The sequence below is a fragment of the Pseudomonas sp. D4-21 genome (assembly GCF_051132125.1).
GTDB lineage: Bacteria > Pseudomonadota > Gammaproteobacteria > Pseudomonadales > Pseudomonadaceae > Aquipseudomonas.
On record NZ_CP071664.1, the window covers coordinates 609750 to 630962 of the forward strand.

Annotated in this window: 17 protein-coding genes; 11 read left to right on the forward strand and 6 right to left on the reverse strand. The window is 62.1% G+C overall.

The features are described 5' to 3' along the window. Positions 1–37 precede the first annotated feature (37 nt). Complete coding sequence (cytX, locus tag J3Q04_RS02700; RefSeq protein WP_434560986.1) at positions 38–1330, forward strand: putative hydroxymethylpyrimidine transporter CytX; 1293 nt, start codon at positions 38–40, stop codon at positions 1328–1330. Here the strand turns inward: cytX and J3Q04_RS02705 are convergent. Next, a complete protein-coding gene (locus J3Q04_RS02705; protein WP_434608111.1) occupies positions 1299–2045 on the reverse strand; it encodes a DUF3298 domain-containing protein in 747 nt (248 codons plus the stop codon). The genes cytX and J3Q04_RS02705 overlap by 32 nt on opposite strands. A 214-nt stretch (positions 2046–2259) precedes the next feature. Between J3Q04_RS02705 and J3Q04_RS02710 the strand changes: the two genes are divergently transcribed. The 8 genes from J3Q04_RS02710 (at position 2260) to J3Q04_RS02745 (ending at position 11745) form a co-directional block, all read left to right on the forward strand. Further along, positions 2260–2877 (forward strand): NUDIX domain-containing protein, encoded by a 618-nt coding sequence (locus J3Q04_RS02710; RefSeq protein ID WP_420766168.1) that lies wholly within the window; start codon positions 2260–2262, stop codon positions 2875–2877. Continuing rightward, the gene (locus tag J3Q04_RS02715) at positions 2868–3320 is read left to right on the forward strand and encodes a DUF1249 domain-containing protein (protein ID WP_003186471.1); all 453 of its coding nucleotides are present in this window, start codon (positions 2868–2870) and stop codon (positions 3318–3320) included. The genes J3Q04_RS02710 and J3Q04_RS02715 overlap by 10 nt, the downstream gene beginning before the upstream one ends. Before the next feature lie 99 nt (positions 3321–3419). Then, entirely contained in the window at positions 3420–4235 is an 816-nt protein-coding gene (gene cpdA / locus J3Q04_RS02720) for a 3',5'-cyclic-AMP phosphodiesterase (RefSeq protein WP_434608109.1), read from the forward strand. A gap of 720 nt (positions 4236–4955) precedes the next feature. Further along, positions 4956–5564, forward strand: coding sequence for a YqiA/YcfP family alpha/beta fold hydrolase (locus J3Q04_RS02725; protein WP_420766170.1), 609 nt, complete (start codon positions 4956–4958; stop codon positions 5562–5564). 42 nt (positions 5565–5606) lie between these two features. After that, the gene (gene parE, locus J3Q04_RS02730; RefSeq protein WP_434608106.1) at positions 5607–7511 is read left to right on the forward strand and encodes a DNA topoisomerase IV subunit B; all 1905 of its coding nucleotides are present in this window, start codon (positions 5607–5609) and stop codon (positions 7509–7511) included. Then, positions 7511–8497, forward strand: coding sequence for an esterase-like activity of phytase family protein (locus tag J3Q04_RS02735; protein ID WP_434608103.1), 987 nt, complete (start codon positions 7511–7513; stop codon positions 8495–8497). Before parE ends, J3Q04_RS02735 begins: the two co-directional genes overlap by 1 nt. A 99-nt stretch (positions 8498–8596) precedes the next feature. Then, entirely contained in the window at positions 8597–10861 is a 2265-nt protein-coding gene (gene parC, locus J3Q04_RS02740) for a DNA topoisomerase IV subunit A (RefSeq protein ID WP_420766173.1), read from the forward strand. A gap of 179 nt (positions 10862–11040) precedes the next feature. Further along, positions 11041–11745 (forward strand): PqiC family protein, encoded by a 705-nt coding sequence (locus J3Q04_RS02745; RefSeq protein WP_434608100.1) that lies wholly within the window; start codon positions 11041–11043, stop codon positions 11743–11745. A 181-nt stretch (positions 11746–11926) separates the two neighbouring features. Here J3Q04_RS02745 and J3Q04_RS02750 read toward each other — a convergent pair whose 3' ends face one another. Further along, positions 11927–13441: an AhpA/YtjB family protein gene (locus J3Q04_RS02750; RefSeq protein ID WP_434608098.1), complete on the reverse strand. Its 1515-nt coding sequence runs from the start codon at positions 13439–13441 to the stop codon at positions 11927–11929. Between the two features lie 133 nt (positions 13442–13574). Here J3Q04_RS02750 and serB point away from each other — a divergent pair, with 133 nt between their 5' ends. Further along, positions 13575–14789 (forward strand): phosphoserine phosphatase SerB, encoded by a 1215-nt coding sequence (gene serB / locus J3Q04_RS02755; RefSeq protein ID WP_420766176.1) that lies wholly within the window; start codon positions 13575–13577, stop codon positions 14787–14789. A 170-nt stretch (positions 14790–14959) separates the two neighbouring features. Here the strand turns inward: serB and J3Q04_RS02760 are convergent, their stop codons facing one another. The 4 genes from J3Q04_RS02760 to J3Q04_RS02775 all read right to left on the reverse strand — a co-directional run bounded on the left by J3Q04_RS02760 (position 14960) and on the right by J3Q04_RS02775 (position 20124). After that, on the reverse strand, positions 14960–16720 hold the full coding sequence (locus J3Q04_RS02760) for a molecular chaperone (RefSeq protein WP_434560978.1): 1761 nt from the start codon (positions 16718–16720) through the stop codon (positions 14960–14962). 129 nt (positions 16721–16849) lie between these two features. Further along, the gene (gene asd, locus J3Q04_RS02765) at positions 16850–17710 is read right to left on the reverse strand and encodes an archaetidylserine decarboxylase (protein ID WP_434608095.1); all 861 of its coding nucleotides are present in this window, start codon (positions 17708–17710) and stop codon (positions 16850–16852) included. Positions 17711–17727: 17 nt separating this feature from the next. After that, complete coding sequence (locus tag J3Q04_RS02770; protein WP_420766179.1) at positions 17728–18543, reverse strand: rhodanese-like domain-containing protein; 816 nt, start codon at positions 18541–18543, stop codon at positions 17728–17730. 42 nt (positions 18544–18585) lie between these two features. After that, the gene (locus J3Q04_RS02775; protein ID WP_420766180.1) at positions 18586–20124 is read right to left on the reverse strand and encodes an HDOD domain-containing protein; all 1539 of its coding nucleotides are present in this window, start codon (positions 20122–20124) and stop codon (positions 18586–18588) included. A gap of 166 nt (positions 20125–20290) precedes the next feature. On the opposite strand from J3Q04_RS02775, the gene motA reads away from it, so the two are divergent. Then, complete coding sequence (motA, locus tag J3Q04_RS02780) at positions 20291–21142, forward strand: flagellar motor stator protein MotA (RefSeq protein WP_198797221.1); 852 nt, start codon at positions 20291–20293, stop codon at positions 21140–21142. Positions 21143–21213 lie beyond the last annotated feature (71 nt).

Genomic DNA, 21213 nt, shown 5'->3' on the forward strand with positions numbered 1-21213 from the left:
ACCAGAACAACAAAATATCCCTCTGAGATAACAATCCTTGAACATCCAACCCAGCACCTACTCCCCAGACGCCGCCGTGCCTTTGGACAAACGCGTCTTCGGCGCTCGCGATCTGTTTTCTTTGTGGTTCTCTCTCGGCATCGGCCTGATGGTCTTGCAGGTCGGTGCCTTGCTCGCGCCGGGCCTGGGCCTGAGCGGTTCGTTGCTGGCGATTTTCCTCGGCACGCTGGTGGGCGTCCTGCTGCTGGCGGCGGTCGGGGTGATCGGCAGCGACACTGGCCTGTCGGCCATGGCCGCGCTCAAGCTCAGCCTTGGCGGCAAGGGCGCGAGCGTGCCGGCGGTATTGAACCTGCTGCAGCTGATCGGTTGGGGGTCGTTCGAAATCATCGTCATGCGCGACGCCGCCAGCCTGCTCGGTGCCCGGGCCTTCAGCGAAGGCAGCCTGGGCTCCAACCCACTGCTGTGGACGCTGTTCTTCGGCGCCCTGGCGACCCTGCTTGCCGTCAGCGGGCCGCTGACCTTTGTGCGTAAGGTGCTGCGTAAATGGGGCATCTGGCTGCTGTTGGCCGCGTGCATCTGGCTGACTTGGAACCTGTTCGCCAAGGCTGACCTGGCGGCACTCTGGGCCCAGGCGGGCGACGGCTCGATGCCGCTGGCGGTGGGGTTCGACATCGCCATCGCGATGCCGCTGTCTTGGTTGCCGCTGATCGCCGACTACTCACGCTTCGGCAAACGCGCCAAGAATGTCTTCGGCGGTACGGCCGTGGGCTTCTTCATCGGTAACTTCTGGCTGATGAGCCTGGGCGTCGCCTACACTCTGGCATTCGCGCCGAGCGGCGAAGTCAACGCATTGCTGCTGGCCCTGGCCGGCGCCGGACTGGGCATCCCACTGCTGCTGATTCTGTTGGACGAGTCGGAAAACGCCTTCGCCGACATCCACTCGGCGGCGGTGTCCAGCGGCATGCTGTCAGGGTTGAAAGTCGAGCACCTGGCCTTGGCGATTGGCGTCATCTGCACCTTGATCGCCTGCTTCGCGCCGTTGGCGCAGTATCAGAACTTCCTGTTGCTGATCGGCTCGGTGTTCGCGCCGCTGTTCGGCGTGGTGCTGGTGGACCACTTCATCCTGCGCAAGCGCAGCAGCCAAGTGGTGTCAGCCGCGTTGCGCTGGCCGGCCCTGTTGGCCTGGTTGGGTGGGGTGAGCACTTATCACCTGCTGGCCAACTTCTACCCGGACATCGGTGCAACCCTGCCATCGTTGATCCTGGCAGGGTTGCTGCAACTGTTGCTGGGCCGGGCCTTCAGCTACGGCCGGGAAACAGCTCGGGCTTGAGGATGCCGTTGAGGCGTGGGTAGGCGATCTTCAATTCGATGTGGCCCAGGGCGTACGGCGCGATGGTGCTCACTTCGTACTTGAGGATCACCCCGCCGTAGGTCAGCGCGATGTGTGGGGTTTTCTGAAAGGACCACTGTTTCAGGAACTCGGGTTCCTGATCCAGCTTGGTACTGATCAGCCAGCTGTTGTGAGCCACTTGCGCGGCTTTCCAAAAGGCTTCCTCCTGGCCCGGCAGCAGCATGTCCGACAGCGTCAGCACTTTGTGCTGCTGGCGCGAATAGTTGATGAAACCGCGACCCGGCGTGCCATGGGCGCCGCCAGTGTCCAGATAGCTGGACAATTCGATAATCACCAAGCCGTCATGCTGCTCGCGTACCTTGGCCTGCAAATAGCTGCTGTTGCGCGGTGCGGCGCTGCGCAGGAACTGCTCGCGATAGGCGGCCAGCGTCGGAGCCGCAGGGGCGTCCGGGCTGGTGCGGGTCATTTGCAACAGGCGTTTTTCGATGATGCCGTCCAGGGCCGGCTCGGCGGGAAAGCGCAGGGTGTCGATGTTCACCAGCGGGCAGTCGGCACTGGCGCAACCGGGCTGCAATTGCTCCGACGCATCGCGAGTCGCCTCCAGGGGCGCTCGGTAATTGGGTTGGAAGAGGCTTTGGCAAGCACCCAGGGTCAGGGCGATGGCGGCCAGGGAAGCGATTCTAAAAAGCGACATGGGCGTCCTTCGTGGAACAGGGAAAGGCAAAAAGTTACCCGCTTCGACTGTCGGCAGGGCAATCAGTTCGCCACTAAGCTCATTAGAGTAATTTTAAAGGCAGCCGTCTATCCCGATGACCGGAAAGGGGCTGCATCAAACGGTACGGGCGCGTTAGGATGGCGCGAAGCCGAGGTTGGAACCTCGTACTGGACCACCGCACACGAGGATTGTCATGACTGATTTCGCCAACGCCACACCGAGCGCCGTGGAGATCGTCAAGCGCGAAAATTGCTTCAAGGGTTTCTACAAACTTGATCGCGTGCACCTGCGCCACGAATTGTTCGCCGGTGGAATGAGCCGCGAAATCAGCCGCGAGCTGTTCGTTCGCCATGACGCGGTGTGCGTGCTGCCCTACGACCCACAGCGCGATGAGGTGGTGCTTATCGAACAGTTCCGCGTCGGTGCCATGGGCAAGACTGCCAATCCCTGGCTGGTGGAACTGGTGGCCGGCCTGATCGACAAGGACGAGCAGCCGGAAGAAGTTGCTCATCGTGAGGCGCAGGAGGAAGCTGGGCTTGTCTTCGCCGCGCTCTGGCCGATGACTCAATATTTCCCATCGCCGGGCGGCAGTGACGAGTACGTGCATCTTTTTTTGGGGCGTTGCGACAGCTCGGGGGCGGGCGGCCTGCATGGCCTGCTGGAAGAGGCTGAAGATATCCGCGTGAAGGCCTGGGCTTTTGAAGATGCCCTTCAAGCGGTGCGCGACGGGCGAATTTGCAACGCGGCCAGCATCATTGCCTTGCAATGGCTGGCCTTGAACCGTGATGAAGTGAGGGGGCTATGGTCCTGAACAAGTTGCGCGATCGTTATCGCGTCGATCTGGTGGGGTTGCAGGCCGCCTGCGAGGCCAACTACGCCCGCCTGATGCGCTTGTTGCCGGACATGCGCAACGATCCGGCACCGCGCCGCATCGCTGTAACCCACGGCGACCAGATGCTGGGTGTATTGGCCCTGGAAGTGCTGCAAACCTGTCCTTACACCACCACTTTGCAGGTGCGCCAGGAACACAGCTTGCCCTGGCTGCCGGTGCCGCAGTTGGAAGTGCAGGTCTATCACGATGCGCGCATGGCCGAAGTCGTCAGCGCCGAACATGCACGACGCTTTCGCGGCATCTATCCTTATCCCAATGCGTCGATGCACCAGCCAGATGAAAAAGCCCAGTTGAACCTGTTCCTGGGGGAATGGCTGAGTCATTGCCTGGCGCTGGGCCACGAGTTCGAAGTCGTACGGTAGTTGTGAACCGGTTCCGGTTCGCGGGTTTCCCCTTTCGATCATCCCCCAGCATAATTGCCGCTTCATGCAACGGCGTGATTGCGCCTGGGAGAGAGCGATTTGCCGAGCGTATCCAGCTTGACCACGGCCGATGCGGTGCTGTTGGTCCAACTGTCTGACAGCCATTTGTTCGCCGATGCCGATGCATCGTTGCTGGGCATGAACACCCGTGACAGCTTGCGGTCGGTCATCGATTTGTTGCTCAAGCAACAGCCGGCCATCGACCTGATGCTCGCCACCGGCGACCTGTCCCAGGACGGCACGTTGCAATCCTACGAGTCGTTTCGACAACTGACAGCGCGTATCGATGCGCCGACGCGGTGGATTCCCGGCAACCATGATGAGCCGCAGGTGATGCTTGAGGCGGCGGTCAAGAGTACGTTGCTCGATCCGGTGGTGGACATCGGAAACTGGCGGGTAACGATGCTCGATTCCGCCGTGCCAGGTTCGGTGCCGGGTTTCTTGGCCGAGGAGCAATTGATTCTGTTGGCCAATGCCTTGAGCGAAGCGCCGGAGCGGCATCATCTGGTGTGTCTGCACCACCATCCGGTGTCGATTGGGTGCGCGTGGATGGAACCGATCGGGTTGCGTAATCCCGAGGCTTTGTTTGCGGTACTGGATCGCTTTCCCCAAGTGCGAGCGGTGTTGTGGGGGCATGTGCATCAGGAGATTGACGAGGTGCGCGAGGGGGTTCGTTTGTTGGCTTCGCCTTCGACCTGTATTCAATTCGAACCGGGCAGCGAGGATTTTGCGGTGGGCTCGCAGGCGCCAGGGTATCGGTGGTTGCGGCTATTGCCGGATGGGCGGTTGGAGACGGGGGTAGAGCGGGTGGTTGGGTTTGCTTTCACTCCGGACTATGGCTCCAACGGATATTGAGGACGAGGCGGCCTGACAGCCTGCCCATTTCTCACTGCTGTACTCCGATCCAATTGTGGGAGCGAGCCTGCTCGCGATGGCGGCTTGACGGAGTACATATCCATTTCTGCGGTAATGGCGACTTGGGTTCCGCCCTTACGGCGGCTCACTTTTTTTCAAACGCCAAAAAAAGTAAGCAAAAAAGGCTTGGCCCCACCACTCGGTGTCTCGCCAAGGCTCGGCATGCCCTCACTCCGGCCATCGTGGTTAACGGGGCCCCTAGATCAAAAGCCAAGCCGAGGCGGCCTTAGGGCCGACCTGGCTCTCGGTGGGACCGTGTTTCCCCTGTGGGAGCGAGCCTGCTCGCGAAGACGGCGGCACATACAATATGGATGCAAGCTGACCCACCGCCATCGCGAGCAAGCTCGGCTCCCACAGCAATCGGCGGTGGACGCTGATCTTATAAACGACCAAAAACCTTCGTCGAGCCGAGACTATGAGGATTCAAGGCTGACAAAGCCCCCGTGGCGAGGGAGCTTGCTCCCGCTGGCCTGCGGAGCAGGCCCCAGACCAGGCACAGCGTTCTGTCAGCCAGATGGGGCATTACCAGTTTGGGGCTACTGCGTAGCCCAGCGGGAGCAAGCTCCCTCGCCACTAAGGCGAAGTGTTATCGAAATCACCCCAAACCCCCACAAACTCCCTGTAAACTCCGGCCTTTGCTCAGCACCCAGGGAGTCGGCAATGTCGGGTTCGATCCTTTATATCCATGGCTTCAACAGCGCCCCGGCGTCGACCAAAGCCTGTCAATTGGTCGACGTGATGGCTCGCCTTGGCCTCAGCGACCAATTGCGGGTGCCTGCCTTGCATCACCACCCTCGCCAAGCGATGGAGCAGATGGAGCAGGCGATTGCAGAACTGGGCCGGCCGCTGCTGGTCGGCAGCTCGCTCGGCGGCTACTATGCGACTCACTTGGCCGAGCGCCACGGGCTCAAGGCCCTGTTGGTCAATCCTGCCGTGAGCCCGCATCGGATGTTCGACGGGTACCTGGGAACGCAGAAGAATTTGTATACCGACGAAACCTGGGAGTTGACCCACGACCACGTCACGGCCCTGGCCGAGCTGGAAGTGCCGGCGCCCCGGGATCCGCAGCGCTTTCAGGTATGGTTGCAAACCGGTGACGAAACGCTGGATTATCGCCACGCCCAGCAATATTACCGGGCCTGTGCCTTGCGCATCCAGGCCGGCGGTGACCACAGTTTTCAGGGGTTTGCCCGACAGTTGCCGGCGTTGTTGAGTTTTGCCGGCATTGGCGCCGATTTGTATCAGGCGATCGACTTCACGTCGCTGTGAGCCATCGCCCCCTTTTTCATTGAACACTGACGACGAGACCCCATGGCCACTCCCAGCGCTAGCTCTTATAACGCAGACGCCATCGAAGTCCTCTCGGGCCTCGACCCGGTGCGCAAGCGCCCCGGCATGTACACCGACACCAGTCGGCCGAACCACCTTGCCCAGGAAGTCATCGACAACAGTGTCGACGAAGCCTTGGCCGGGCATGCGAAGTCGGTGCAGGTCATCCTGCACGCCGATCACTCGCTGGAAGTCAGCGATGACGGTCGCGGCATGCCTGTGGACATTCACCCTGAAGAAGGCGTGTCGGGCGTCGAGCTGATCCTCACCAAGCTCCACGCCGGCGGCAAGTTTTCCAACAAGAACTACCAGTTCTCCGGCGGCCTGCACGGGGTGGGTATTTCCGTGGTCAACGCCTTGTCGACCCAGGTGCGGGTGCGGGTCAAGCGTGATGGCAACGAATACCAGATGACCTTCGCCGATGGCTATAAGGCCACCGAGCTGGAAGTGGTCGGCAGTGTCGGTAAGCGCAACACCGGGACCAGCGTGTATTTCGCCCCGGACCCGAAGTATTTCGATTCTCCGAAGTTCTCCGTCACCCGCCTCAAGCACGTGCTCAAGGCCAAGGCTGTCTTGTGCCCGGGGCTGTTGGTCAGTTTCGAAGACAAGGCCACCGGCGAGAAGGTCGAATGGCATTACGAGGACGGCCTGCGTTCCTACCTGGTGGACGCGGTCAACGGTTTCGAATGCCTGCCCACCGAGCCGTTCTGCGGCAGCCTGGCCGGTAACAAGGAAGCCGTGGATTGGGCGTTGTTGTGGCTGCCCGAAGGTGGCGAAAGCGTTCAGGAAAGTTACGTCAACCTGATTCCGACGGCCCAGGGCGGCACGCACGTCAACGGCTTGCGCCAAGGCTTGCTCGACGCGATGCGCGAGTTCTGCGAGTTCCGCAACCTGCTGCCCCGTGGCGTGAAGCTGGCGCCGGAAGACGTCTGGGAGCGCATCGCCTTCGTCCTGTCGATGAAGATGCAGGAGCCGCAATTCTCCGGCCAGACCAAGGAGCGCCTGTCGTCCCGTGAGGCGGCGGCCTTCGTTTCCGGCGTGGTCAAGGACGCGTTCAGCCTCTGGCTCAACGCCAACCCGGAAACCGGCCTGGCCCTGGCGGAGCTGGCGATCAACAACGCCGGCCGTCGTCTCAAGGCCAGCAAGAAAGTCGAGCGCAAGCGCATCACCCAAGGACCGGCGTTGCCGGGCAAGCTCGCCGATTGCGCCGGGCAGGATCCGATGCGCTCCGAGTTGTTCCTGGTGGAAGGTGACTCCGCCGGTGGTTCGGCCAAGCAGGCGCGGGACAAGGAGTTCCAGGCGATCCTGCCGCTGCGGGGCAAGATCCTCAACACCTGGGAAGTGGACGGCAGCGAAGTGCTGGCCAGCCAGGAAGTGCATAACATCGCGGTGGCCATTGGCGTCGACCCCGGCGCCGAGGACATGAGCCAGCTGCGCTACGGCAAGATCTGCATCCTTGCCGACGCCGACTCTGACGGCCTGCACATCGCCACGTTGCTCTGCGCCTTGTTCGTCCAGCATTTCCGCCCGCTGGTGGATGCCGGCCACGTCTATGTGGCGATGCCGCCGCTGTACCGCATCGACTTGGGCAAGGAAATCTACTACGCCCTGGACGAAGCGGAGCGCGACGGCATTCTCGACCGCCTGGTCGCCGAGAAGAAACGCGGCAAGCCGCAGGTCACCCGATTCAAAGGCCTGGGCGAGATGAACCCGCCGCAGCTGCGTGAAACCACCATGGACCCGAACACCCGTCGCCTGGTGCAGTTGACCCTGGACGACTTCGCGGCAACGTCGGAAATCATGGACATGCTGCTGGCGAAAAAACGTGCAGGCGACCGCAAGACCTGGCTCGAATCCAAGGGTGACCTGGCTGAGGTCCTGGCCTGATGCGCAAGGGTTTCGCCCTGGCGCTGTTGCTGTGGGCGGGGGGGGTAGTGGCCGAGCCGGCGCCGGAGCTCACGTTGTTGTCCGAGCATGTCGTCGAAGGCATGCGCGGCGGCAATTTGTCTGGGCTGGCCCTGTGTGGCAACGAAATGTGGACTGTGTCCGATCGCGACGATGACCGGATCTATCGCCTCCAGCCGGTCGATGCGCCAGTCTGGGCGGCCGAAGTGGTCGAGATCGAGGTGCCGATGGTGCCGGACAGCGATTTGCCGTGGGGCTTGAGGTCCCGCACATGGGCGGCGTCGTTCCTGCGCGGTGGCGAATTGGATTTCGAAGGCATCAGTTGCGACAGCGCAGGCAATCGCTATGTGGTCAGCGAGTCCCATGCCGCCGTCCTGCAAATCCCGCCGACAGGCGCTGCATCGTGGTTGAAAATCGCCCCGACGATGATTCGTCAAGCCCGGGGCAGTGGCATGTTGTTGCATTTCAATTCGCTGTTCGAAGGCCTTGCGGTCAACCCGGCCGGGGATCACATCTGGCTGGCGGCCGAGCGTGAACGGCGCGGCCTGCTGTTGATCAAGCGCCAGCAAACGGTCTGGGACTGCGACGGCAATTGTGTGTTGCTTAGCGAAGCGGGGCAGCAGATGCAGCCGCCTCAATTCCCCAAGGCCAAGGCGGTTTCACGGGATTTCGCCGATCTGTCATTGTTCAACGGCAAGCTGTTTACCCTGGAGCGCAACGCCTTCCAGATATGCCGGCGGGATGCGCGGACGGCCGAGGTCGAGCGCTGCTGGTCGTTCGCAGCCGAGGCCTTGCAGGACGCTCGTCGTTTTTCCCAGCCCTACGGACTGGCCGAAGCGCTGGTGGTGGACGCCACCGGCGCGTGGATTGGCCTGGACAACAACGATGGAGCCCGTGCCGATGGCGAGCGGCGGCCGGTGATCTGGCGCTTCGCCGCGCCGGACAGCGGCTGGGGCGCCTCGCCATGACCCGGCAATCGCCGGGCACCAGCGCCCTCCAAGCATTTGAATTTATCCTGCGCGACGGCAATGCGCCGTTGCGCCAGACAACGAACTGATGAGGCCCGCATGAGCGATATTCTTGCAGACAGCTTGGACGGCGTAGAACGCCGGTCGCTGGCTGACTTCACCGAAAACGCCTACCTCAATTACTCCATGTACGTGATCATGGACCGCGCCTTGCCGCACATCGGCGATGGCCTGAAACCGGTTCAACGGCGGATCGTCTACGCCATGAGCGAATTGGGGCTGGATGCTGACTCCAAGCACAAGAAATCGGCCCGTACCGTCGGTGACGTGCTCGGTAAGTTCCACCCCCACGGCGACTCGGCCTGCTACGAAGCGATGGTGCTGATGGCCCAGCCGTTCAGCTATCGCTACACGCTGGTGGACGGGCAGGGCAACTGGGGTGCGCCGGATGATCCCAAGTCCTTCGCGGCCATGCGCTACACCGAGGCGCGGTTGTCGCGCTATTCCGAGGTGCTGCTCAGCGAACTGGGCCAGGGCACCGCGGACTGGGGCCCTAACTTCGACGGCACCCTCGACGAACCCCTGGTGTTACCGGCGCGTTTACCGAATATCCTCCTCAACGGCACCACCGGCATCGCCGTCGGCATGGCCACCGACGTGCCCCCGCATAACCTGCGGGAAGTGGCCACTGCGTGCGTGCGTTTGCTGGACGAGCCGAAGGCCACGGTGGAGCAGCTCTGCGAGCATATCCAGGGGCCGGATTATCCGACCGAAGCGGAAATCATCACGCCCCGCGCCGATCTGCTGAAAATCTATGAAACCGGTCGTGGTTCGGTGCGCATGCGGGCCGTTTATCACATCGAAGACGGCGACATCATCGTCACGGCGCTGCCCCATCAGGTCTCCGGGGCCAAGGTGTTGGAGCAGATTGCCGCGATGATGCAGGCAAAACCGTCGAAAGCGCCCCAGGTGGCCGACCTGCGTGACGAATCCGACCACGAGAACCCATGCCGCATCGTGATCATCCCGGTCAACAGCCGGGTCGACCACGAAGCGCTGATGCAGCACCTGTTCGCCAGCACCGACCTGGAGTCCAGCTACCGGGTCAACATCAACATCATCGGCCTGGACGGCAAGCCGCAGCTCAAGAACCTGCGGGCGTTGCTGGTGGAGTGGCTCGAATTCCGGGTCAAGACCGTGCGCCGGCGCCTGCAATTCCGCCTGGACAAGGTCGAGCGCCGCCTCCACCTGTTGGACGGTTTGCTGATTGCCTACCTCAACCTGGACGAAGTGATCCACATCATCCGGACCGAGGAGCACCCCAAGGCCAAGCTGATCGAGCGTTTTGCGCTGAGCGAAATCCAGGCCGACTACATCCTCGACACTCGCCTGCGCCAGTTGGCGCGCCTGGAAGAAATGAAGCTGCGTGCCGAGCAGGACGAACTGCTCAAGGAGCAAGCCAAGCTGCAAGCCTTGCTGGGCAGCGAAGCCAAGCTCAAGAAGCTGGTGCGCACCGAGCTGCTGAAGGACGCCGAAACCTACGGCGACGACCGTCGCTCGCCGATCGTCGAGCGCGCCGAAGCCAAGGCGTTGAGCGAGCACGACCTGCTGCCGAACGAGAAGGTTACCGTCGTGCTCTCTGAAAAAGGCTGGGTGCGCTCGGCCAAGGGGCATGATATTGACGCCGCCGGGCTTTCCTACAAGGCCGGGGATGGCTTCAAGGCCTTGGCGCCGGGGCGTTCGAACCAGTTTGCGGTGTTCATCGACTCCACCGGGCGTAGTTATTCGGTCCCGGCCCACACCTTGCCATCGGCCCGTGGACAGGGCGAACCGCTGACCGGTCGTCTGACGCCACCACCGGGTGCAACTTTTGAATGTGTGCTGATGCCTGATGATGATGGGCTGTACGTTATCGCGTCGGACGCCGGGTACGGGTTCGTCGTCAAGGGTGAGGATCTGCAAGCCAAGAACAAGGCGGGCAAGGCGCTGTTGAGCCTGCCGAACAACGCCAAAGTCATCGCGCCTCGCCCAGTCATCGACCGCGAGAGCAATTGGCTGGCGTCGGTGACGACAGAGGGCCGGTTGCTGGTGTTCAAGATCAGCGATCTGCCACAGCTCGGTAAAGGCAAGGGCAACAAGATTATCGGTATTTCCGGCGAACGGGTGGCGAGTCGCGAGGAATATGTCACGGATATTGCAGTGATACCGGAGGGTGCCACGCTTGTGCTGCAGGCTGGAAAGCGTACGCTTTCATTGAAAGCGGACGATCTTGAGCATTACAAAGGTGAACGTGGTCGGCGGGGCAATAAGCTTCCAAGAGGTTTTCAGCGGGTGGATGCACTGCTCGTCGAAAACCTCAATTGAGCGTGCTAGAGGGCTCGGTCCGCGATTAAAAGCCGCGGATCGGTGCTTTGGCGCTGGAGTCGGGACGCATATTCACGGATGATAGGCCCTTTCAAGCGCCGGCGTGGCCGAGCGTTCTTCAATAATGACCGAGTATTTTTCACTGTGGTAAGCCTTGTGGCCGCCACCTGGACGAGACGATGACTGCTCTGCGCCTTCCTATTTTGTGGCTCGCCGGCCTGCTTGGCCTGGCGGGCTGCAGCATGAACCAGCCGGTGTCGCTGTACCAACTGGACAGCGGTACCCCGGCCCAGCCTGCACAAAGCACAGGCATGGCCGTACTGCTTGGCCCGGTTCTGATCGCTGACTACCTGCAGCGTGAAACCTTGTTGCAACGTCAACCGGACGGCAGCCTGCAAGCCGCCACCGATGGTCGTTGGGCCGGCAGCCTGTCTTCGGACATCGACCAATTATTGCTGCGTCAGGTGGCCGGACACCTGGACAGCCAGCGCGTGGTACTGGCCCCCGCTACCCAGGGGTTCACTCCGGACGTACAGGTCTTGTTGTCGATTACCCGTCTGGACTCAGGCAAATCCCAACCTGCGGTACTGGATGCCCAGTGGCGGCTGATCGATCGCCGCGGCATGGTTCGCGAAAACCGTATCGTGCACCTGCAGGAGCAGCATGCAGGCACCACCGCGGCGCAGGTCCAGGCTCAAGGCGTGCTTTTGCAGCGCCTGGCCGAGCAACTGTCCGTGTCGCTCAAGCCCCTGGCCAACCAACCCCCTATCGCGGAAGTCCCGCGCAAGGCGGCGCCCGCTCCGGCCAAGCCGGTGGAAAAGGAAAAGGACAAGATTCCCATGGCCCTGCCGATTCGTACGGACATGGAAGTGTTCCGGTTCTGACGATTTGATGACTGCCAGACAAAGCCCGCGTTGATGCGGGCTTTGTTGTTTCTGCCGGTTGGAATATCTGGTGTCTGTGCTGGCCTCATCGCGAGCTTGCTCACGATGAGGCCAGCGAAGGCAACAAAAAACCCGCAGACGATTACTCATCTGCGGGTTTTATTATTTCAGGGCCGAGACCTCAGGCCTGACGCTCATGCATGCGCGCCAGTTGCCGCTCCAGCATCGATGGATATGGCTCCATCAATCGTTCCACACAGCAAGCGCCTTCCGGGCTGGCGATGGGGCGGATGCGGGTGCGTTGGCGGATCAGGGCGTCATCGTTGATCTTGCGCTCCACCAGCAACAAGTTGCGGCTGTGCTGGGAGAGGGCCAATGCGTCCTGGGCGGTTTCGGTGAGCAGCAGGTCGATCTGGCTCAGGCCGAACAGGCCGTCGCCCAAGGTCAAGCCCAACTGCAATTGCAGGGTGATGCCGCTGTCGGCGACTTCGATTTGCAATTGATGACCCAGCGCGCGCAGCAGTTCACCGCAGCAAATGGCGTTGGTCAGGTAGTCGTCGCCGCTGTCTTCGGCATGGAAGAGCATCAGCGTACTGCCGTCATTGAGGGTATGCAGTTCGCCTTGATAAAGCGATGCGGCTTGGTCAAGGCAGTCGCGATAGCGTTCGAGCAGCTCCTTCAGGCGCGCCTGGGGCAGGCGGCGCAGCTGATCCTGGGCACCCAGTTGAACGGCCAGCACGGCGCTGTGCTGGGGCACGTTCGAGGCGGGGCGGGCAGCCGGTTGAGGAGCGCCGGTCACCGCGTCGTCGCGCAAATCGGCAAAGGCGTCATCGTCTTCCTCGTCTTCGACCGTGCGCACCACATGGCGCGGCGCAGGGCGGGAGGCGGGCATCGGTGAGCTTTCGTCAAAGCCCGGGTCACGCAGGTTGCGCACCTCGAAGCCCGGTTCGGCATCGTCCTCGTCGACGTAGTCGATGTCTTCAGGCTCCGGCACCGGCTCAGGTTCCGGCGCGAAGCTGGCGTGAAGTTGCCGAGCCAGGTCGCCGATCTCATCCTGGCGCTGGGTCGCCGGCGTATGTTCATCGATGTCCCGCAGCCAGACGCGCAATTGCAGCAGCGGCGTGGAGATGTGCCGTCCCAGGCGCAGGCTCAAGGCCAGGGCAAGCGCCAGCAGGATCGCGCTGAGGATGCCCATGCTTTGCAGGCTGATGGTCATCGGTTGTTGGAACTGGTCCATGTCCAGGCTGATGCGCAGTTGCCCGGCCGTCACATCCTGGAAAGTGATCTTGCTCTGGTACATGCCGCCGGTCTCGCCCAGCAGGCCAGGTTTAGGGCGCTGGCCGGCCTCCGCGAGGATGCGGTTGTCCACGCTGTAGATGGCGGCGTGGGCGACCAGTTTGTTCTTGGTCAGGTTGTTGAGCAGCACGTTGAGGCTGAGGATGTCGTTGGACACCAGCAACTCGGTGGCGGAGGTGGCGGTCTGGGTGGTCAGGCTTTCACCCAGGGCGTCCGCCTGCTCATGCATGGCCTGCTTGAATTGCAGGCCCATCACGCAGGCATAGATGACCAGGGCCAGGGCGACCAGGATCACGTTATGGCTGGCGATGCGCAATGCAATCGGCACGCGGCGATGGCGCAATGCACGGAAGATCAGCAGGAAGAAGTTGTCGGTTTTGACTGGCGTGGGCCGGTTCACTGAGCTCGGCTCTTTGTCCGTGAAATTGACGCGCAGTATAGCGACAGGCCCATGGCCGGCAAAGCACTGGCGGTGCCCGATGGTCACTGAATGTGGGTAGAATGCGGTTTTTTTCCACCTGCGGGGGTGCGCCTTGCGCGAAATCGTCCTGATAAACATCACTGGCAGCGACCGTCCGGGTCTGACTGCGGCCATTACCGGCGTTCTGGCCCAGGGTGGTGTGACCATTCTCGACATCGGTCAGGCGGTGATCCACGACACGCTGTCGTTCGGCATCCTGGTTGAAATTCCGGACGCCGAACAAAGCAAGTCAGTGCTCAAGGACATCCTGTTCACGGCCTACAAGCTTGACCAGCAGGTGCGTTTCACCCCGGTATCCGAAGCCGATTACCAGCATTGGGTAGCCGGCCAGGGCAAGAAGCGCCACATCGTGACGCTGTTGACCCGCAAGGTGACCGCCGAGCAGTTGCAACGGGTCAGTTCGATCACCGCCCAATACGGGCTGAACATCGACCATATCGACCGACTCTCCGGGCGTATGCCGCTCGATACTCCGGCTGACCAGGGCAAGGGCTGCATCGAGTTTTCCGTGCGCGGCGAACCGGCCGATCCCCAGGCGCTGCGGGCCGAATTCCTCAGCGTGGCCCAGGAGCTGAACGTCGACATCGCGTTCCAGGAAGATTCGCTGTTCCGCCGCAACCGTCGCCTGGCGGTGTTCGACATGGATTCGACGTTGATCGAAGCCGAAGTCATCGACGAATTGGCCAAGGCGGCTGGCGTGGGCGATAAGGTCTCGGCGATCACCGAGCGGGCCATGGCCGGCGAGCTGGATTTTCGTGCCAGTTTCAAAGAACGCCTGGCGCTGCTCAAGGGCCTGGACGTCAGCGTGCTCGATTCCATCGGCGCCTCACTGCGGCTGACCGAGGGCGCCGAAACCCTGTTCGCCGAACTCAAGCGCCTGGGCTACAAAACCGCCATCCTGTCCGGCGGCTTCACCTATTTCGCCAAACAGTTGCAGGCCAAGCTCGGCATCGACTACGTGTTCGCCAATGAATTGGAAGTGGTGGACGGCAAGGTCACCGGCGTGGCCGTCGAGCCGATCGTCGATGCCCAGCGCAAGGCGGACCTGCTGCGCGAATTGGCCGAAAAAGAAGGCCTTCGCCTGGAGCAGACCATTGCCGTGGGCGACGGAGCCAACGACCTGCCGATGCTGGCCATCGCCGGCCTGGGCGTGGCGTTTCGGGCCAAGCCGCTGGTCAAGCAATCGGCCCGGCAGGCGATTTCGACCTTGGGATTGGATGGGGTGTTGTACCTGTTGGGCTTCCGGGATCGCGACGGGCAGGTTTGAGCAATTCGCCGATCGTTGGATTTCGCATACCCGTGGCGAGGGAGCTTGCTCCCGCTGGCCTGCGCAGCAGGCCCAATACGGCCCACCTGAAACGCCTGGGTGTCAGGTTTCGGGGCCGCTTCGCGGCCCAGCGGGAGCAAGCTCCCTCGCCACGCAATAGTTGTTGTTCCTTAGAGCGACTTCCACAACGAATCGAAATCCCCCTCTTGCGTGCCGTCACCCCCGTTCGCCGCTGATTCGTCCTGGCGATAAGCGAACTGGTTGAAACTGTGGGTGCTGGTCACTCGTCGATCGAGCCCGGCGCGCCGTTCCTCGCCATTGGTGTTGATCAACACCTGCTGGCCTTCCTGGAAAGGCAGGCGCGGGGCGATTACGGTGGGGGGCAAGTCGATGGCGCTGATCTCCGGAAGCAGCAGCCCGCGCAGATAGTGCCCTTGCTCGTTTTGCTCTCGAAGCAATTGCAGGCCGCACGGCTGGGCATGGGGCGCGACCAGTTCGATCCCCATCTGCATGGCGCCATTGCGCACCTGGCGAATCCAGCGCACCACGGCGATGCTCCAGCTCTGGTCGTTGGCGTCCCGGATACCCACCATTTCCCCAGCCTGTAGTTGTTCCGGCACCTCCTTCGGCCAGCCAAGGCAGTAACCGCCCGGGCTGTGGTTGATGATCGGCAAGTCGTAGGTGGGGAAATGGTGCTGGTTGTCGGAGCTTGCGGCGTCATCATCGGCCGGATTGACCGGGTATTCGATTTCTTCGTAGGGCAAAAGCTCACTGTCACCGCTGGGCGCTGCGTCGAAGGCTTGGTCCCAGGTATCGTTTTTCCGGGTGGGCGACGCCTCGAAGCGGGCCTTGCGGGTGGCCGGGTTCTTCAGGATTTCACTGAATGAGCGTTCGCCGCCAAGGTAATAATGCAAGGCGCTCATGCCCACGCACAGGGTCAGTGTGCCGTTGCCCTCGGTGCGCTGGAAACTGCGCTCGGCAGCTTCGCCCCAGGCGGCTTGCAGATGATGCAAGGTGTCGGCGCTCATGCCGGCCGGTACCGTCAATGTCGACTCGACCGGTTGCGCCAAGTGGGTGGTAATGGCACGCACCAGCGGCTGTGGGTCGAAACCCAGCAGCGTGGGTTGCTGTTCCGCCCGGAATTTCGAGCGGTAGCGCGGACCGACATCCAGCTGCGGCGCGACCGCGAACAGGCTGGAGGCGGTCACGGCCGGGTCCAGCTTGACCCCTTGGCTCCAGGGTTCGAGCACTTCGGCCAATCGGGCAATCTGGCTCTGGCGCAATTGGTTGCTGCGCGAGGCGCCCAGCAATAGCGCGACGACGTAGGTTTGCTCGACGTTCAGTTGGTGAACCTGGCTGGCCAGTTCATCGCTGACGGCCAGGTGCTGCAGTTTATGCTGGCAAGCGATCCGGTACAGCTGATGCAGATCGAGCCAGAGCCCCTCGGGCACAGGGCTGTACAACTGGCTGGAGCGTAGCAACGTGCTATTGAGCGCGTGGACTGCCCGTTGCGCTGCGGTAGCCAGCAGGCGCGCCCGGTCCTTGGAAAATTTCGACGAGATACGCCCGACGATCTGTTTGTAGCCCATCGCCAGGTGGGCTTGCAGGGCCTGGCACAGGTTGACGATCTTGCGCGATCGCTCATCCAGCACGATGGCCTGCTGCAGAAAGTGCCGCTCAAGGTGCTTGCAGACGTAATAAACCTCTGGTCGCAGCAGCTCCAGCAGTTGCAGGCGATTATCGCTGGGGGTCAGCAGTTGGTTCAGCTCGCCGAGTGCCTGGTACAGCAGGCGAGCGGTTTCGCCGATGTTGGCCTTGGGCAGGTTGGCGATCCAACGCTTGAGGTCGCGTGGCGCGGCATCGCAGAAAGACAGGCGCGACTGGGTCGGTGTCAAGACGCGCAGTAGCTGGAGAGGGCTGGTCTCATTCATGCCGTGGACGGGCTCCGGCGGGAAATGAAAAGGATGTTTCCAACTCTAGCAGCTGTAGGCGAAAGAGGTGCTCTGTGATTGTCGGATACCCAGTGGGAGCGAGTTTGCTCCCACTGGTGAGCTTTTGGATCAGGCGTTCGGCAGTGCCAGGGCCTGGCCCATCTGCACCGGCGAGCCCGCCACGAGGTCTTCGGCCCATTTCACCTGGTCTGGTCCAAACAGCACGATAGCGGTCGAACCCAACTTGAAGCGGCCCAGTTCGGCGCCTTTTTCCAGGTGGATCGGCGCGCGAGCGGCCTCATCGTAGCGGAAAGTCTTCAATTCGCGCTTGGGCGGTGTCACCAGGCCGGCCCAGACGGTTTCGATGGAGGCGACGATCATCGCGCCCACCAGCACCACGGCCATCGGCCCGCGCTCGGTGTCGAAAATGCACGCGACGCGTTCGTTGCGGGCGAACAGCTCCGGGACGTTTTCGGCGGTGGTCTGGTTGACCGAGAAAATCCGTCCTGGGATGTAGACCATTTCCCGCAGGGTGCCGGCCAGCGGCATGTGTACGCGGTGGTAGTCCTTGGGCGACAGGTAGATGGTAGCGAAGTCGCCGCCCATGAACGGCGCCGCGTTGGCCGCATCCCCGCCCAGCAGTTCCAGCACGCTGAAACTATGGCCCTTGGCCTGGAACACCCGGCCATGCTCGATCGGGCCGAGTTGGCTGACGGCGCCGTCGGCGGGGCTGAGGATCCCGCCGGGCGTTTCGTCCAGGGGACGCGCACCGTCTTTCAATGCGCGGGTGAAAAACGCGTTGAAGTGTTCATAGGCAGTGAGGTCTTCCACCAGCGCCTGGGACATGTCCACCTGGTAACGCTTGGCGAACCAGGCCGTGAAGGCGTTCTTGAACCAGCGAACGCGACACTCGGCGATGCAGCCGGCCAGCCGCGACAGCAGGTGGTGCGGCAGCAGGTATTGGGAGAGGATGAACAAGCGGTTTTTCATTAACTGTCCTTAAATCTTCAAAGCTCGATGGGCGTGTCGGGATGATTGCCCCATTCGCCCCATGAACCGGCATAGCCCTTGACCCGCGGATAACCGAGCGCCTTGGCCACCAGATAGGTGAAGCCAGAGCGGTGGTGGGTCTGGCAGTGGGTGATGACTTCTTTATCGGGCGTGATGCCCAGCTGTTCGAGAATCTGCGGCATGTCCTTGCGGATGCGCAGGCTGCGCGCAGGATCCATGCCGGCCGTCCATTCGAAATTGACCGCGCCGGGGATGTGTCCGCCCCGGGCCGCCACGACTTTTTCACCGGAATATTCCAGCGGGCCGCGCGCATCCCAGATCGCCAGGTCTTTCGAGCCAAGACGGCTTTGCAGGTACTCGCGAGTGGCGGTGGGTTCGTCGTGCAGCACCAGGCTGACATCGCCGGCGGCCGGCGCCGGGGTGTCGATCGACACCGGCAGGCCCTGGTCCAGCCAGGACAACAGCCCGCCGTCGAGATAGTGGTAGTTGGAGTGCCCGATCACGTCGAGCAGCCAGATAAAACGCCCGGCCCAGCCGCCGCCTTCGTCGTCATACACCACATAGACCGCGCCAGGGTTATGCCCGAGTTCGCCGAACAGCGTTTCCAGGTCGGCCTTCGCCGGCAACAGTCCCGGCGCCGGGGGCTGGCCCAGTTGCGTGCGTTTGGGATCGACGAAGCGCGCGCCAGGAATATGGCCGGTGCTGTAGCGCGCCGCGCTGGTCAGGTCCACCAGAATCAGATTGGGAGCATCGAGGCGCGGCAAGAGCTCGTTGGGCTCGATTACCAGCGGCAAGCCAGAGAAGTCAGGCATGTGAGGTCTCCTGGGGCGCAAAGGGAAAGGATTGTAGCAAGTTCAGCGGCCACGGTTGGTAAAGCTGTGCAGGGCCCTTTCGATGCATTGCACGGTTTTGCCGAAAGCCTGAACGGTCACGTCCGAGAACGGACCGCCACCCTGGTCCGCGACCACTAGCATGATCACCCGTCCATTACACGTCAGTGAGCGCAACAGCAGGTGCTCGCCTCGGAACAGGGCGCGAAGGCCCGGAGGCAGCAAGGCGGAAAACTGGGCGTTGTTCTCTGGAGTCAGGCGAACCTGGGCCTGTTGAGCCAGTAGTCGCTGCAAGACCTTGCTTTGGCTGATGGAGAAGCTCATCGCCGCCGCTTCCTTGGGCAGGCCGGCGGTCTGATGCACACGAACGCTGGTCTGGCTGCGATCGGGCATTAAAATCATCACCCGGCGCATGCCGCACGCCACCAGGGTATCTCGCGCCGAAGTGGTCAGGTGCATGGCGTTGCTGAAAGGGCTCGGTTCCACCAACAGCGCGGCGCATTGCTTGCGCCATTGGGACAGGTCCTGGGCGCTGGGCGGGGCGGCGGGCAACAAGCCGGGATGCACGCGGCGGCTGCCCGGGGGCCAGATCAGTGCCACGGCGGGGTGCCAGAGGTCCGGCATGGTGTGCTGGCGAGCACTGTTGGCGGCTTGTTGATGCAGTTGCTGCTGAAGTTCGTCCATCGGCATCTGCAGATACAGGCTGGTGAGGTATTGCCAGCGAGCGCTGTGCGGGCTTTCCCAGGCCTCTTGCGCCGACAATGCCAGACCATTGGCCAGCAGCACTGTATTGGCGGGTTGATTGAGCCAGCGCCGCAGCGTTGGGTCGTCGTCCAGGCGATTCTGCTGGCGTAGCGGATGTTCGCTGTCGCGGGCGATGCGCAGCACTTTCATCAGTTCGCGGCGTTCATTCAGCAGCAGGCGATAGCCTTGTGCCACCCAGATGGGCAGGCGCCACGCCTCCACCAGCGCGAGGCAGATGTTCAGCAGGCTGACGCCGAACAGTTCGCGCTCGACCTGTCTGGCCGGCTGGCGTTTATGGACGACCCGCAGCTCCCATTCCGCCAGCAGGCGTGGATGGGTCAGGGCCAAGGGCCAGAGCGGCGACAGGAACAACAGGCTGCCCCAGTGGATGTCCTGCCACAGCCGCGCCAGGCGGCTAGCGAAAAAACCATTGGCCTGTTGTGTGGCGTGCTGGCTGATCAATTGCAACTGGCGCAGGGCGACCGGTATCTGGTGCGCCGGTAGCGAAGGCAGGCGCGCGAGCAATTCCTCGGTGCGCTTGAGGCCGAGGCGGTTGATCGCCACTTCGAGGTTTTCAGCCGGCTCCGCCAGGCTGCCGTGGGTGTGATGGTTGGCTTCGCGGATGACGCTCAGGGCCAGCGCGGGGCTGTCCTGCATCAATTCGGCGATGTCGCGCAACGAGCGGCGGCTGTCGGAAATGGCCTTGCAGACCAGGTCATGACTGGCCTGGGGCACCGGCAAATGGACGCCTTCGAGCAGCTTTACCCAGCCTTCGATCGTGGTCGGTCTTGGAGTTGGAACGTTCGTTTCGTTAGCCATGGTTGGACGTGATCTTCGCATGAGGTATCTACGCCCGGAACGGGGCAAATTGGCTTTTCGCCGGAACTGGCTATAGTCTGGCGCAGTTTTGCCGATAAGTAGAAGAAGAGATTTTTCAGCTTCCGAATATGACCTTGAACCCGACTTAAATAAGTACTTTCTATCTATGGCTAAAATTATCGGCATCATTGTCGTGTTCGCGAGCGTGCTCGGCGGATACGTGCTTTCCCATGGCAAGATCGCTGCGCTGATCCAACCGTTCGAGGTGATGATCATCGGCGGTGCGGCTCTTGGCGCATTCCTCCAGGCGAACCCTGGCTATATGACCATGCATGTGCTCAAGAAATCCTTGAGCATGTTCGGCTCGCGCTTCAGCCACACCTTCTATCTTGAGGTGCTGGGGCTGGTCTACGAGATCCTCAACAAGAGCCGCCGCGAAGGCATGATGGCGATCGAGGGCGACATCGAAGACGCCGCCGCCAGCCCGATCTTCGCCAAGTACCCTTCGGTGCTGAAAGACGAGCGCATGACCGCGTTCATCTGCGATTACCTGCGCATCATGTCGTCCGGCAACATGGCGCCCCATGAGCTGGAAGGCTTGTTCGACATGGAGCTGTACAGCCTCAAGGAAGACCTGGAGCACCCATCCCACGCAGTCAACGGCATCGCCGACGGCATGCCCGGCTTCGGTATCGTTGCGGCGGTATTGGGTATCGTGGTGACCATGGCGTCCCTGGGGGAAGGCGACCAGGCTTCCATCGGCCTGCACGTGGGTGCGGCACTGGTGGGTACCTTCTTCGGTATTTTGGCCGCGTACGGTTTCTTCGGCCCGCTGGCCCACTCCCTGGCCCATGACGCCAAGGAAGAACTCAATGTCTATGAAGCCATCAAGGCTTCCCTGGTGGCCTCGGCCTCGGGCATGCCACCGTCCCTGGCGGTGGAGTTCGGCCGCAAGGTCCTGTACCCGGCGCACCGTCCAAGCTTTGCCGAGCTGGAACAAGCGGTTCGCGGTCGATAGTGCTCTGCTTTGCAGATACGTTCCTTTTTTGGCGAGTGACTGTTGCTGCCAGACAAGGCGCCGCGACGAGT

Excerpts from the sequence above, each read along its gene's own strand:
- J3Q04_RS02735 (WP_434608103.1), top strand. The coding sequence starts at position 7,511 with ATGCGCAAGGGTTTCGCCCTGGCGCTGTTGCTGTGGGCGGGGGGGGTA.
- parC (WP_420766173.1), top strand. The coding sequence starts at position 8,597 with ATGAGCGATATTCTTGCAGACAGCTTGGACGGCGTAGAACGCCGGTCG.
- J3Q04_RS02705 (WP_434608111.1), bottom strand. The coding sequence starts at position 2,045 with ATGTCGCTTTTTAGAATCGCTTCCCTGGCCGCCATCGCCCTGACCCTG.
- J3Q04_RS02760 (WP_434560978.1), bottom strand. The coding sequence starts at position 16,720 with ATGAATGAGACCAGCCCTCTCCAGCTACTGCGCGTCTTGACACCGACC.
- J3Q04_RS02775 (WP_420766180.1), bottom strand. The coding sequence starts at position 20,124 with ATGGCTAACGAAACGAACGTTCCAACTCCAAGACCGACCACGATCGAA.
- J3Q04_RS02715 (WP_003186471.1), top strand. The coding sequence starts at position 2,868 with ATGGTCCTGAACAAGTTGCGCGATCGTTATCGCGTCGATCTGGTGGGG.
- J3Q04_RS02725 (WP_420766170.1), top strand. The coding sequence starts at position 4,956 with ATGTCGGGTTCGATCCTTTATATCCATGGCTTCAACAGCGCCCCGGCG.
- asd (WP_434608095.1), bottom strand. The coding sequence starts at position 17,710 with ATGAAAAACCGCTTGTTCATCCTCTCCCAATACCTGCTGCCGCACCAC.
- J3Q04_RS02745 (WP_434608100.1), top strand. The coding sequence starts at position 11,041 with ATGACTGCTCTGCGCCTTCCTATTTTGTGGCTCGCCGGCCTGCTTGGC.
- J3Q04_RS02770 (WP_420766179.1), bottom strand. The coding sequence starts at position 18,543 with ATGCCTGACTTCTCTGGCTTGCCGCTGGTAATCGAGCCCAACGAGCTC.
- J3Q04_RS02710 (WP_420766168.1), top strand. The coding sequence starts at position 2,260 with ATGACTGATTTCGCCAACGCCACACCGAGCGCCGTGGAGATCGTCAAG.
- parE (WP_434608106.1), top strand. The coding sequence starts at position 5,607 with ATGGCCACTCCCAGCGCTAGCTCTTATAACGCAGACGCCATCGAAGTC.
- motA (WP_198797221.1), top strand. The coding sequence starts at position 20,291 with ATGGCTAAAATTATCGGCATCATTGTCGTGTTCGCGAGCGTGCTCGGC.